Here is a 12,777-nt window from a genome sequence, read left to right as displayed (position 1 = left end):
TTCATGTTAAGCGGGGGGGGCTCGTATTTGTGTAAAACCCCCCGCTCCACTTCCCGCTCGCCCCGCTGCGGAGGCCGCCCCGGGGCCACACCCCGGGGCCGCCTTCTCGTTTCCCGCCCGCGCGGGGCCGCCCGGCGCCCGCGGGGACGCCTACCGCCCGGCGACGTCCGGGCTCACCGGGTCCGGCCCCATGTGCGGGTCGCCCTCCAGCGGCAGCTCCTGGCCGCTGGTCCGGTCGACGACGGTCCGCCCGGCCAGCGGCGAGCGCAGGTCGGCCGAGACCGACTGCCGCTTGGCCAGCGCGTTGCACACCTGCCCCGGCTGGACGGTGGGCGGGCCCGGAACGACCAGCACGTCCACCCGGCCCGGCTGGGACTCGTCCGCCTTCAGCGCGTACGTGGTGCAGACCCCGCCGAAGAAGTAGACGGTCAGCTTGGTGGTGCCGTCCACCCGGTAGGCGACCGGCGGACGGACGGGCGCGCCCGAACCGTTCGGGTTCGGCTCGCCCACCGCGATCCCGTTGCCCGGGGGAGTGGCGGGGGCCGGCTGCCCGGGCGCGGGCGAGGCCGGGGTGGGCGTGAAGCCGCCCGGCGGCCGGGTCGGCTGCGAGGCGCCGGAGGAACTCCCGGTCGGCTCCGCCGAGGACGGGCTCGCGGAGTCCGTCGGGGCCTGCGGGGAGGCACTCTCCGAGGCCGACGCGGCGGCCGAGCCGCTCGCCGCGGCGTCCGAGGCGGGCTTGCCGCCCCCGCCGCAGCCGGCCACCGTCATCACCGCCGCCAGCGCCAGACCCGCCAGGGCCACCGCCCGCCGACCGCGCCGGGGCATCGTCTCCGGTTCCATCTGCACATCCTCCCGAGGGTTCAGCGGTGCCGCTTCCTCGCCGCTCCGCGCGGATGTGACGTGCTCCGGTCGGATCCGGTTCCGTACCGGCCGGATCCGTTCCGGCGCGGGCTCAGAAGCCGTACTCGGCCATCCCGGCCACCATCCGCTGCGCCCCGGACGGGACCCGGAAGCCGGTCGGCGCGGGGGTGGCGGGCTGCGGACCGGCCGCGAGCTGCGGCCAGAACCGGCGCAGCCGCCGGGAGGAGTCCACCAGGGCGTCGAGCGTCTCGCCGTCCTCGGTCCGCAGGACGGGCGGGGAGCAGTGGTCGGTCATCATCGGGCATCGCTCCGATCCAGGGCCGTGGCCACGCTGCCACGGTCGACGGCGGGGCCCGCGCGACGGGCCCCCACGGCCGACCCTAGGCAGGGGCCCGGCCGCCCACCAGTGCTACCGGGAGGTAGTACACGTTCGAGGGCCACGGGTGCCACCATGGCCGTGCGGGCGGCAACTTGCGGCACTCTTGCCTGGGCGCTCCCCGGGGCCGGGTACCGTGGGTGGGTTCATCCCCGCCTGCCCGTTGGCCCCGCAGCCATCCTGAGGAGACCTTCCGTGCGTATCGCCGTTGCCGGCTCGATCGCCACCGACCACCTGATGACGTTCCCCGGCCGGTTCGCCGACCAGCTCGTCGCCGAGCAGCTGCACACCGTGTCGCTGTCCTTCCTGGTCGACACCCTGGACATCCGCCGCGGCGGCGTCGCGCCGAACATCACCTTCGGCATGGGTGTGCTCGGCCTGCGCCCGATCCTGGTCGGCGCCGCCGGTGCGGACTTCGCCGAGTACCGCAGCTGGCTGGAGCGCAACAACGTGGACTGCGACTCCGTCCACATCTCCGAGACCCGGCACACCGCGCGCTTCATGTGCACCACGGACGAGGACCACAACCAGATCGCCTCGTTCTACACCGGTGCCATGGCCGAGGCCCGCAACATCGAGCTGAAGCCGATCGCCGACCGCGTCGGCGGCCTGGACCTCGTCCTGATCGGCGCCGACGACCCGCAGGGCATGGTCCGCCACACCCAGGAGTGCCGCACCCGCGGCTACGCCTTCGCGGCCGACCCCTCCCAGCAGCTGGCCCGCCTGGAGGGCGACGACATCCGCGAGATCGTGGACGGCGCCGCGTACCTCTTCACCAACGAGTACGAGGCCGCGCTGATCGAGAGCAAGACCGGCTGGGGCGCCGAGGAGCTGCTCACCCGCGTCGGCACCCGGATCACCACCCTGGGCAGCAAGGGCGTCCGGATCGAGCGCAAGGGCGAGGCGCCGATCCTGGTCGGCTGCGCCAAGGAGGAGGCCAAGGTCGACCCGACCGGCGTCGGCGACGCCTTCCGCGCCGGCTTCCTGGCCGGCCTGTCCTGGGACCTCGACCTGGAGCGCTCCGCCCAGCTCGGCTGCATGCTCGCCACCCTGGTGATCGAGACCGTCGGCACCCAGGAGTACGAGCTGCGCCCGGCCGCCTTCCTGAAGCGCTTCGAGGAGGCCTACGGCGCCGAGGCGGTCGCCGAGATCAGCGCGCACCTGGTCAAGTAGTCCGCCCCGCTCAGGAGCGACGCAGCACCAAGTAGGCCGAGCCCCGGTCGCCGCCGTACTCGGCGGCCGGGGCCTCGCCCGCGTACTCCTGCCCGCGCATCCCGCACCAGGCCGGGATGTCCAGCCGGGCCGCCTCGTCGTCCGCCAGCACCGCGACCGTGCCGCCCCGCGGCACCTCGCCGATCCGCTTCGCCAGCTCGATCACCGGCAGCGGGCAGCGCTTGCCCAGCGCGTCGATGACCAGCAGCGACTCCCGGGCCGCCGGTTCGGGCGCGGGCCCGGGCGCCGGCAGGTCCAGCCCGAGCGGCGCCCGGACGCCGGCCACCAGGTCCGGCAGCACCGCGAGGAAGCGCTCCACGTCGGCCTCGGCCGTCCCGTACGGCAGCGAGACCCGCACGTTCCCCTCGGTGAGCACGCCCATCGCCGCCAGCACGTGGCTGGGCGTCAGCGTGGACGAGGTACAGGAGGAGCCGGACGAGACCGCGAAGCCCGCCCGGTCCAGCTCGGTCAGCAGTACCTCCCCGTCCACGTACAGGCAGGAGAAGGTGACGATGTGCGGCAGCCGCCGCACCGGGTCGCCGACCACCTCGACCTCGGGCACCAGCTGAGGCACCCGGGTGCGGATCCGCTCCACCAGCGCGTGCAGCCGGCTGTTCTCCCGCTCGGCCTCGGCGCGCACGGCGCGCAGCGAGGCGGCCGCGGCCACGATCGCGGGGACGTTGACGTAGCCCGGCACCCGGCCGCCCTCGCGCTCGTCGGCCGGCAGCGGCGAGGAGTACCGGACACCCTTGCGCACCGCCAGCACCCCGACCCCGGGCGGGCCGCCCCACTTGTGGGCGCTCGCGGTCAGCAGCGACCAGCCCGCCGGGACGTCCATCCGCCCGGCGCTCTGTGCCGCGTCCACCAGCAGCGGGACGCCGGCCTCGGCGCACAGCTCGGCGACCTCGCCGACCGGCTGCACCGTGCCGACCTCGTGGTTGGCGCTCTGCAGCGCGGCCAGCGCGGTGTCCGGGCGCAGCAGCGCGCCGAAGGCCGCCGGGTCGGCCCGGCCGCCGCGGTCCACCGGCGCCACCGAGACCTCGCCCCCGCCCGCCAGGTGGCGTTCCGCGACGTGCAGCACGCTGGAGTGCTCCACCGCGGAGTGCGCGAAGTGGCCGCCGCGCCGCCGGTTCCCGGTCAGCGCGCCCAGCAGGCCGAGTTGGACGGCCTGGGTGCCGCTCGCGGTGAAGGCGATCTCGTCCGCCCGGGTGCCCAGCACCGCGGCCACCGTCTCGCGGGCGGCGTCCAGCAGCATCCGGGCCTGTCGGCCGGAGCGGTAGAGCCGGGCCGGATCGGCCCAGCCCTCGTCCAGGGCGGCGGTCAGCGCCTGCCGCGCGACGGGGTGCAGAGGGGCCGTCGAGGCCGCGTCGAAGTACACGGTGACATTTAACGACACACCCGGCCGGAGTCAGGGGCCCCTCGCACGGCTCACTCGCCGTCAGTCGATCATCCCGAATGTCCGCTTCGTCCGCGTCCGACGGGCCGTCACGGGCGTCGTCCGAGGTCATCCCCCGATCGGGCGTACGGACCTCGAATGCCTACGATGACCTGCGACGCAGCCCCCACCGGGCCTGATCGGGCTAGCGGGCGGCGCGTTACCGGGGGCTGCCCGTCAGGAGCGCATAAGGCTGGAGTAGGGTTTGGCCCGCATAAGCATTCAAACCGTGCCCGTGGACGGGTCGCCGGGGAGGCTCACACTCCTCCCCGGGGCGACGCGAAGGCGGGCGAGACTTCGGGAAGGCGCTACGTGAGTCCCAACGGCTCCGACCGCTCGCCGCGGCGCACGATGCGGCGGAAGCTGCCTCAGGCGCTGGCACTGGGCCTCGTCATCGCGACCGCCACCGGCTGCTCGGCCAACGACCTCCCCAGGCTTGGCCTCCCGAGTCCCGTCACCAAGGAAGGGCCCATGGTCCTCCAGATGTGGCAGGGCTCCTGGATCGCGGCGCTGGTGGTCGGCGTACTGATGTGGGGTCTGATCATCTGGAGCGTGATCTTCCACCGGCGCAGGCGCACCGGTGTGGAGATCCCTCCGCAGACCCGGTACAACGTGCCCATCGAGGCGCTCTACACCGCGGTCCCCATCATCATCGTCTCGGTCCTCTTCTACTTCGTCGCCCGCGACGAGGCGAAGCTGACCGCCACCTCCGAGAAGCCGCAGCACTACGTCAACGTGGTCGGTTTCCAGTGGAGCTGGGCGTTCAACTACGAGAACACCGAGACTCCCGACCCGGCCAACCGGGACGCCGCGTACGAGGTCGGTACGCCCAAGGACGCTCCGACGCTCTGGCTGCCGGTCAACGAGTCGGTTCAGTTCCGCCTCACCTCGCGTGACGTCATCCACGACTTCTGGCCCGTCAACTTCTTGATGAAGATGGACGTCGTGCCGGGCGTGGTGAACAAGTTCGAGGTCACGCCGACCGTCAAGGGCGAGTACATGGGCAAGTGCGCCGAGCTCTGCGGCGTCGACCACTCGCGCATGCTGTTCAACGTCAAGGTCGTCGACCGCGCCGACTACGACAAGCACCTGGCCGAGCTTCGCGCCAAGGGCCAGAACGGTGCGGTGCCCTCCGGCCTGATCACCATGGGAAGTGAAGAGAAGTGACAATCCTCAACGAGCCCGCCGCGGCCGGCGGGGGCGCCGAGGCCGTCACGGTCGGGGCGCAGCGGACCCGCAAGCCGGGTTCGACCATCATCAAGTGGTTGACCACCACTGACCACAAGACGATCGGCACGCTGTACCTGGGCACGTCGTTCGCCTTCTTCCTGATCGGTGGCATCCTCGCCCTGGTCATGCGTGCCGAGCTGGCTCGTCCCGGGACCCAGATCCTGTCGAACGAGCAGTTCAACCAGGCGTTCACGATGCACGGCACGATCATGCTGCTGATGTTCGCGACGCCGCTCTTCGCCGGCTTCGCGAACTGGATCATGCCGCTCCAGATCGGCGCGCCGGACGTCGCCTTCCCACGCCTGAACATGTTCGCGTACTGGCTGTACCTCTTCGGCTCGACCATCGCGGTGGCGGGCTTCCTGACCCCGAACGGCGCCGCCAACTTCGGCTGGTTCGCCTACTCCCCGCTGTCCGACGCGGTGCACTCGCCCGGCATCGGCGGCGACATGTGGATCATGGGTCTGGCCTTCTCGGGCTTCGGCACGATCCTCGGCGCGGTCAACTTCATCACCACGATCATCTGCATGCGCGCTCCGGGCATGACGATGTTCCGGATGTCGATCTTCGTCTGGAACGTCCTGCTGACCTCGGTGCTGGTCCTGCTGGCCTTCCCGGTGCTGGCCGCCGCGCTGTTCGCCCTGGAGGCGGACCGCAAGTTCGGTGCCCACGTCTTCGACCCGGCCAACGGCGGGGCGCTGCTGTGGCAGCACCTCTTCTGGTTCTTCGGCCACCCCGAGGTGTACATCATCGCGCTGCCGTTCTTCGGCATCGTGTCGGAGATCATCCCGGTCTTCAGCCGCAAGCCGATGTTCGGTTACTCCGGTCTGGTCGCGGCCACCATCGCGATCGCCGGTCTGTCCGTGACGGTGTGGGCGCACCACATGTACGTCACCGGGCAGGTGTTGCTGCCGTTCTTCTCGTTCATGACCTTCCTGATCGCGGTCCCGACCGGTGTGAAGTTCTTCAACTGGGTCGGCACCATGTGGAAGGGCTCGCTGAGCTTCGAGACCCCGATGCTCTGGACGGTCGGCTTCCTGGTCACCTTCCTCTTCGGTGGTCTGACCGGTGTTCTGCTGGCCTCCCCGCCGATCGACTTCCACGTCTCGGACTCGTACTTCGTCGTCGCCCACTTCCACTACGTGGTCTTCGGCACCGTCGTGTTCGCGATGTTCGCCGGCTTCCACTTCTGGTGGCCGAAGATGACCGGCAAGATGCTGGACGAGCGCCTCGGCAAGATCACCTTCTGGACGCTGTTCTTCGGCTTCCACACCACCTTCCTGGTGCAGCACTGGCTCGGCGCGGAGGGCATGCCCCGCCGCTACGCCGACTACCTGGCCTCGGACGGCTTCACCACCCTGAACACCGTCTCGACCATCGGCTCCTTCGTTCTCGGCCTGTCGATCCTGCCGTTCCTCTACAACGTCTGGAAGACCGCCAAGTACGGCGAGAAGGTCACCGTGGACGACCCGTGGGGCTTCGGCCGCTCGCTGGAGTGGGCGACGTCCTGCCCGCCGCCGCGGCACAACTTCCTCACCCTCCCGCGGATCCGCTCCGAATCCCCGGCCTTCGACCTCCACCACCCGGAGATCGCCGCGCTGGACTACCTGGAGAACCACGGCGAGCCGGCCAAGCACCTCGCCGGTGTGACCCCGGCGAAGTACGACGCCCCGAAGCTGGGCAAGGGCAACAAGGAGGGTGACGCCTGATGAAGGAACAGGGAAAGATCTTCCTGGGCCTGTCGGTCTTCGTGCTGGCCATGGCCGTGACCTACGGCCTGTGGACCAACCACTCGGACAAGGGCATCGAGGCGGCCGGTACCACCGCGCTGTTCCTGGCCTTCGGTCTGTGTGCCTTCATCGGGTACTACCTCGCCTTCACCGCCCGCCGGGTGGACAGCGGCGCGGGTGACAACCCCGAGGCCGAGGTCGCGGACGACTCCGGCGAGCTGGGCTTCTTCGCCCCGCACAGCTGGCAGCCGCTCTCGCTGGCGCTCGGTGGCGCGCTCGCCTTCCTGGGCGTGATCTTCGGCTGGTGGCTGATGTTCTGGGCCGCCCCGATCATCATGATCGGCATCTTCGGATGGGTCTTCGAGTTCTACCGGGGCGAGAACCAGAACCAGTAGGGTTCCCGCCTCATGGCACCAGGGCCGGTCCTCCCGCACGGGGGGACCGGCCTGCTGCGTTCCCCGGTCCTGCTGCGTCCCCGGGATGACGGCCTCACTCCGGTGGGTGAACGGGAAGTCCCTCGGATGTCGCTTCACCGGGGGGCGTTCCTACGATCTGATCAATCGTGCGAACCTCGGAGGCGGTCATGGCCGACAGGCGTGGAATCGCAGCTCTGGGCGGCATCTCGCTGGCCCTCGCAGTGCTGGCCCCGCTGGCCGGCTGCACGGCCGGGCAGGAGGAGCCCGTCGGGCCGCACCGGATCGACGCGGCCCCGCTGGTCCACCTCTCGGCGGACGGCAAGGCCGATCCCTCCCAGCCGGTCACCGTGAGCGCCGTCCAGGGCAGCACGCTCACCGACGTCACCGTGGTCGGCCCGGACGGCCGGGTGATCGCCGGGAAGCTCGCGGAGGACCAGCGCAGCTGGCGGACCACCGGCCGGCTGAAGGCCTCGACGGCGTACACGGTGCGGATCTCCGCCGACGACGGCAGGGGCGGCCGCGGCGACACCACCGCGAGCTTCAGCACCGTCGCCGCCCAGCGCCTGCTGACCGCCAAGCTCGGCCCGGACTCCTCCGGCACCGGCGTCTACGGGGTGGGCCAGCCGCTCACCGTGCAGCTCTCCGAGGCGGTGACGGACCCGCAGGCCCGCCAGGAGGTCGAGCGGGCCCTGACGGTCGGCTCCCAGCCCGTCGTCACCGGGGCCTGGTACTGGGTGGACGACAAGAACCTGCACTTCCGCCCGGAGAACTACTGGCCGGCCGGCACGGCCGTCTCGCTGGCCTTCGACGGCACCGGCAGCCGGATCGCGGACGGCCTCTACGGCGGTGACCGCAGCTCGCTGAAGCTGCGGATCGGCGAGCGGGTGGAGTCGGTGATCGACGCGGCCGCCCACGAGCTCACCCTGAAGCGCGACGGCGAGGTGCTGAAGACCATCCCGGTCACCACCGGCAAGCCCGGCTTCGACACCCGCAACGGCGTCAAGGTGGTGCTCGGCCAGGAGCGGTCGGTCCGGATGAACGGCGAGACCATCGGCATAGCCGCTGGCAGCACGGAGTCGTACGACCTCGACGTGAAGTGGGCCACCCGGGTGACCTGGAGCGGCGAGTACGTCCACGCGGCGCCCTGGTCGGTCGGCTCGCAGGGCATCGAGAACGTCAGCCACGGCTGCACCGGCATGAGCACCGGCAACGCCGAGTGGTTCTACCAGCACACCCGGGTCGGGGACCTGGTGACGGTGGTGAACAGCCGGGGCGGCGCGATGGAGTCCTTCGGCAACGGCTTCGGGGACTGGAACATCGGCTGGACGGACTGGGTCAAGCACAGCGCCTCGGGACAGCCCGTCAGCACCACCGCACCGCCCTCCCAGGCCCCCGCCGCGGGGATGATCCGCCCCGACCTCTGACGGGCCCCTCCCGGGCCCGTCAGCCCTCCGGGAAGGCCAGCCGCAGGGCGGTGTCCACGGCGGCCAGGGCGTCCGCGCGGGAGACGCCCAGGCGGCTCGCCCGGGCGGCGAACTCGGCGGCGGCCTCGGCGGTCAGCCGGTGGGCGGCGTCCCCGGTGGCGGCGATCAGCGTGCCGCGCCGGCCGTGGGTCTCCACCACGCCGTCCGCCTCCAGCTCGCGGTAGGCCCGGGCGACGGTGCCGGCGGCCAGCCCCAGCTCCTCGGCCAGGGCCCGGACGGTGGGCAGCCGCAGCCCGGTCGGCAGCTCGCCGGAGCGGGCCCGGTCGGCGATCTGGGCGCGGATCTGCTCGTACGGGGGAGTGGCCGAGGCGGGGTCGACGGAGAGCTGCACGGGGGCTCCTGGTGGCGCGGCGGGCGGGTACGGGACTGGCGGACCTGGGAAAGCCCGAGGGCCGCCGACCAGAAGAACTCTGGTCAGCGGCCCTCGGGGTGGCGCGGTGGCGCTTACGGGATCAGTGGTGGCCGTGGCCGCTGGTGATCTCGTGGTGCTCCTCGGCGGTCGGCTTGGGGATCTGGCTGCCCTCGCCGTAGAAGCCGCGGGAGAGCTTGGCCCGGGTGCGGGTGAGGACGCCGGCCTTGCGGGCCACGCCGTTCTCGTCCGTCTGGGCCGGCAGCTCGACCGGCTGGTTCTGGTCGTGCGCGGTGAGCTTGAACAGGTCCTTCTGCGGCAGCTGGGCGTGCACCTCGATGAACTCGCCGTGCGGCAGGCGCTTGATGACGCCCGTCTCGCGGCCGTGCAGCACCTTCTCCTTGTCACGGCGCTGGAGGCCGAGGCACCAGCGCTTGGTGATGATGAAGACGACGACCGGGACGACGAAGAAGCCGACGCGGACGAAGTAGGTGATCGAGTTGATCGACAGGTGCAGGTGGGTGGCGAACAGGTCGTTGCCACCACCCATCAGCAGCACCAGGTAGAGGCTGATCCAGGCGGCACCCAGGGCGGTGCGGACCGGAGCGTTGCGCGGGCGGTCCAGGATGTGGTGCTCGCGCTTGTCGCCGGTGATCCAGCTCTCGATGAACGGGTAGACCGCGATCGAGACCAGGACCAGCGGGAAGATCGCCAGCGGGATCATGACACCCAGGTTGAGGGTGTGGCCGCCCCAGACGCTGATCTCCCAGCCCGGCATGACACGGATCAGACCCTCGGAGAAGCCCATGTACCAGTCGGGCTGGGCGTCCGTGGAGACCTGGTCCGGACGGTACGGGCCGTACGCCCAGATCGGGTTGATCGTGGCGATCGCCGAGACGACGGCGATGAGGCCGAACACCAGGAAGAAGAAGCCACCGGCCTTGGCCATGTAGACCGGCATCAGCGGCATGCCGACGACGTTCTTCTCGGTCTTGCCCGGGCCCGCCCACTGGGTGTGCTTGTGGTAGAAGACCAGGATCAGGTGCGCCACCAGCAGGCCGAGCATGATGCCCGGGATCAGCAGCACGTGGATGGTGAAGAAGCGCGGCACGATGTCGTGGCCGGGGAACTCGCCCCCGAACAGGAACATCTGGACGTAGGTGCCGATCAGCGGGACGGCGAGGATCGCGCCTTCCATGAAGCGGATACCAGTGCCCGACAGCAGGTCGTCCGGCAGGGAGTAGCCGAAGAAGCCGTCGAACATGCCCAGGACCAGCAGCAGGAAGCCGAAGACCCAGTTGATCTCACGCGGCTTGCGGAACGCGCCGGTGAAGAACACGCGCATCATGTGCACGAGCATCGCGGCCACGAAGACCAGGGCGGCCCAGTGGTGGATCTGACGGATCAGCAGACCGCCGCGGACCTCGAAGCTGATGTCCACCGTGGAGGCGTAGGCCTCCGACATCGGGATGCCCTTGAGCGGCACGTACGAGCCGTCGTAGATGACCTCGGCCATCGAGGGCTTGAAGAACAGCGTCAGGTAGACGCCGGTCAGGATGATGATGACGAACGTGTAGAGGCAGATCTCGCCCAGCATGAAGGACCAGTGGTCCGGGAAGATCTTCCGCAGGTTGGCCTTGGCGAGGGAGTAGATCCCCAGCCGGCCGTCCGTCCAGTCAGCCGCGGCTTCCCACTTGTTGGCGGGCTTTTCACGCGTGCTGGAGGGCTTGGCGGCACCGGTCGTGGTGCTGCTCGCGCTACTCATCGAGCACGCTCCCAGTAGCTCGGGCCGACGGGCTCATCGAAGTCGCCGGTGGCGACCAGGTTGCCCTTCTCGTCAGTGATGATCTTCAGCTGCGGCAGCGGGTGACCGGCCGGGCCGAAGATGACGCGGGCGCCGTCCGCCAGGTCGAAGGTCGACTGGTGGCAGGGGCAGAGCGCGTGGTGGGTCTGCTGCTCGTACAGGCTGATCGGGCAGCCGACGTGGGTGCAGATCTTGGAGTAGGCGAGGATGCCCTCGAAGCCGAGCTCCTTGGACTTCTCGTCCTTGATGTCCTCGGGCGCGATGCGGACCAGCATCAGGGCGTCCTTGGCGATCCGCTGCTGGAAGTCCTCGCTGTGCGTGGACAGGCCCTCCGGCATGGCGAAGGTGAGCGAGCCGATGACGATGTCCTCGGGCTTCATCGGCTGCAGCGTGTTCATGTTGATCAGCGGCAGCGGCTTGGCCTCGGTCGCCTCCTTCCAACCGGTCTCCTTGAGCTTCTTCTCGGGAAGCGGGCCAAGGTCACGGAGCAGGACCACGCCGGAGAGCGGGACCAGCGCCATGGAGCCGATCAGGGTGTTGCGGATCATCTTGCGGCGGCCGAAGCCGGACTCGGCGGCGCCGGTCTTGAACTGCTCGATGACGTCCGCGCGGACCTCGTCGGACGCCTCGATCGGGTGACGCTCGGCCGGCAGCTCGACGTCCGACATCAGGGTGCGGGCCCAGTGGACCGCACCCGCGCCGATCATGAACAGCGCGATGCCCAGGGTCAGGCCGAGCGCGAAGTTCAGCGCGCTGACGTGACCGAGCGGGAAGATGTAGACGATCTTGTCCGGGTCGATGGCCACGTACGAGGCGATGAAGCCCACGGTGGCGAGCATCGAGATCACGAACATCAGCGAGACCTGGCGCTCGGCGCGCTGGGCGGCCCGCTCGTCGATGTCGGTGCGCCGGGGCTCGTGGGCCGGCAGGCCCGGGTCGGCGAACGGGCTGCCGTGATCGGCCACCTCGCCGGCGGAGCCGTGCGGCTCCGGGAGCTTCTCTTCTGACATGTCGTGGCTCATGACTTCTTGGCCTTGGTGGTGTGGGCGGCGACCCAGATCGCGACCGCGATGAGCGTGCCGAGGCCGAAGATCCAGCCGAACAGACCCTCGGTCACCGGACCGAGGCTGCCCAGGGTGAGACCGCCGGGGTTGGGCTCATCGTTGGTGGTGTGGCGGACGAAGGCCACGATCTGCTTCTTCTGCTCCTCGGGCATGGTGGTGTCCGGGAACGACGGCATGTTCTGCGGGCCGGTCTGCATGGCCTCGTAGATGTGCTTGGCGTCCACGCCCTCGAGCGACGGGGCGTACTTGCCCTTGGTCAGGGCACCACCCTGGCCGGCGAAGTTGTGGCACTGGGCGCAGTTGGTGCGGAACAGCTCGCCACCCTTGGAGATGTCCTCGGGGTTGGTCGAGGTGAACTGCTCCTCCGTCGGGGTCACCGGGCCGGGACCGAGGGAGGCGACGTAGGCGGCGAGCTGGTCGATCTCGGCCTGCGAGTAGATGTTCTTCTTGCGCGGCACCTGGGCGCCGGGCTGCTGGGCGGGCATGCGGCCGGTGCCGACCTGGAAGTCGACAGCGGCGGAGCCGACGCCGACCAGGCTCGGACCGTCACTGCTGCCCTGGCCGTTCAGGCCGTGGCAGGAGGAGCAGCCGACGGCGAAGAGCTTCTTGCCCTCATCGATCGCGAGCGACTGCGCGGCGACGTCGGCCTGCGCCTTGTCGGCGGGCGCGAACGCGGCGTACAGCCCCCCGGTTGCCGCCAGGGCGAGAAGTAGGACGACCAGCGCCGCCAATGGGTGGCGCCGTCGTGCGGAGAGCTTTTTCACGGAATAACCCCGGTGTCAGGATCTGGTCGACTGGTGGGTGCACCCGGCGGCC

At 70.4% G+C, this 12,777-nt stretch carries 12 protein-coding genes; 5 read left to right on the top strand and 7 right to left on the bottom strand.

The genetic code is table 11. The annotated features are described in order from the left end of the window. Positions 1 to 150: 150 nt before the first annotated feature. Complete coding sequence (locus ACFVVA_RS14390) at positions 151 to 840, bottom strand: hypothetical protein (RefSeq protein WP_387689230.1); 690 nt, start codon at positions 838 to 840, stop codon at positions 151 to 153. A 112-nt stretch (positions 841 to 952) separates the two neighbouring features. Next, positions 953 to 1,159 carry a hypothetical protein gene (locus ACFVVA_RS14385; RefSeq protein ID WP_359897043.1) on the bottom strand — a complete coding sequence of 69 codons (207 nt, stop codon included), beginning with the start codon at positions 1,157 to 1,159 and terminating at the stop codon, positions 953 to 955. A gap of 273 nt (positions 1,160 to 1,432) precedes the next feature. Between ACFVVA_RS14385 and ACFVVA_RS14380 the strand changes: the two genes are divergently transcribed. Beyond that, positions 1,433 to 2,410 carry a carbohydrate kinase family protein gene (locus ACFVVA_RS14380; RefSeq protein WP_387689227.1) on the top strand — a complete coding sequence of 326 codons (978 nt, stop codon included), beginning with the start codon at positions 1,433 to 1,435 and terminating at the stop codon, positions 2,408 to 2,410. Positions 2,411 to 2,420: 10 nt separating this feature from the next. Here the strand turns inward: ACFVVA_RS14380 and ACFVVA_RS14375 are convergent, their stop codons facing one another. Next, positions 2,421 to 3,827, bottom strand: coding sequence for a cysteine desulfurase/sulfurtransferase TusA family protein (locus ACFVVA_RS14375; protein ID WP_387689224.1), 1,407 nt, complete (start codon positions 3,825 to 3,827; stop codon positions 2,421 to 2,423). 369 nt (positions 3,828 to 4,196) lie between these two features. Between ACFVVA_RS14375 and coxB the strand changes: the two genes are divergently transcribed. The 4 genes from coxB (at position 4,197) to ACFVVA_RS14355 (ending at position 8,684) form a co-directional block, all read left to right on the top strand. Next, positions 4,197 to 5,051: a cytochrome c oxidase subunit II gene (coxB, locus tag ACFVVA_RS14370; protein ID WP_387689222.1), complete on the top strand. Its 855-nt coding sequence runs from the start codon at positions 4,197 to 4,199 to the stop codon at positions 5,049 to 5,051. Beyond that, the gene (ctaD, locus tag ACFVVA_RS14365) at positions 5,048 to 6,823 is read left to right on the top strand and encodes a cytochrome c oxidase subunit I (RefSeq protein WP_387689219.1); all 1,776 of its coding nucleotides are present in this window, start codon (positions 5,048 to 5,050) and stop codon (positions 6,821 to 6,823) included. The genes coxB and ctaD overlap by 4 nt, the downstream gene beginning before the upstream one ends. Next, entirely contained in the window at positions 6,823 to 7,239 is a 417-nt protein-coding gene (locus ACFVVA_RS14360) for a cytochrome c oxidase subunit 4 (RefSeq protein WP_359897049.1), read from the top strand. The genes ctaD and ACFVVA_RS14360 overlap by 1 nt, the downstream gene beginning before the upstream one ends. A 188-nt stretch (positions 7,240 to 7,427) precedes the next feature. After that, positions 7,428 to 8,684 (top strand): Ig-like domain-containing protein, encoded by a 1,257-nt coding sequence (locus ACFVVA_RS14355; protein WP_387689216.1) that lies wholly within the window; start codon positions 7,428 to 7,430, stop codon positions 8,682 to 8,684. Between the two features lie 19 nt (positions 8,685 to 8,703). Here ACFVVA_RS14355 and ACFVVA_RS14350 read toward each other — a convergent pair whose 3' ends face one another. From ACFVVA_RS14350 to ACFVVA_RS14335, 4 genes are all read right to left on the bottom strand, one after another. Continuing rightward, a complete protein-coding gene (locus ACFVVA_RS14350) occupies positions 8,704 to 9,075 on the bottom strand; it encodes a GntR family transcriptional regulator (RefSeq protein ID WP_387689213.1) in 372 nt (123 codons plus the stop codon). Positions 9,076 to 9,196: 121 nt separating this feature from the next. Continuing rightward, the gene (locus ACFVVA_RS14345; RefSeq protein WP_387689210.1) at positions 9,197 to 10,858 is read right to left on the bottom strand and encodes a cytochrome bc complex cytochrome b subunit; all 1,662 of its coding nucleotides are present in this window, start codon (positions 10,856 to 10,858) and stop codon (positions 9,197 to 9,199) included. After that, positions 10,855 to 11,907 (bottom strand): Rieske 2Fe-2S domain-containing protein, encoded by a 1,053-nt coding sequence (locus ACFVVA_RS14340; protein ID WP_359897056.1) that lies wholly within the window; start codon positions 11,905 to 11,907, stop codon positions 10,855 to 10,857. The genes ACFVVA_RS14345 and ACFVVA_RS14340 overlap by 4 nt, the downstream gene beginning before the upstream one ends. 8 nt (positions 11,908 to 11,915) lie before the next feature. Then, positions 11,916 to 12,725 carry a c-type cytochrome gene (locus ACFVVA_RS14335; RefSeq protein WP_316520844.1) on the bottom strand — a complete coding sequence of 270 codons (810 nt, stop codon included), beginning with the start codon at positions 12,723 to 12,725 and terminating at the stop codon, positions 11,916 to 11,918. Between the last annotated feature and the right edge of the window lie 52 nt (positions 12,726 to 12,777).

The sequence above is a fragment of the Kitasatospora sp. NPDC058048 genome (assembly GCF_042885555.1).
Lineage (GTDB): Bacteria > Actinomycetota > Actinomycetes > Streptomycetales > Streptomycetaceae > Kitasatospora > Kitasatospora lactacystinica.
Note: the sequence above shows the minus strand (reverse complement) of the source record. Positions and strands in the feature narration are given on the sequence as shown.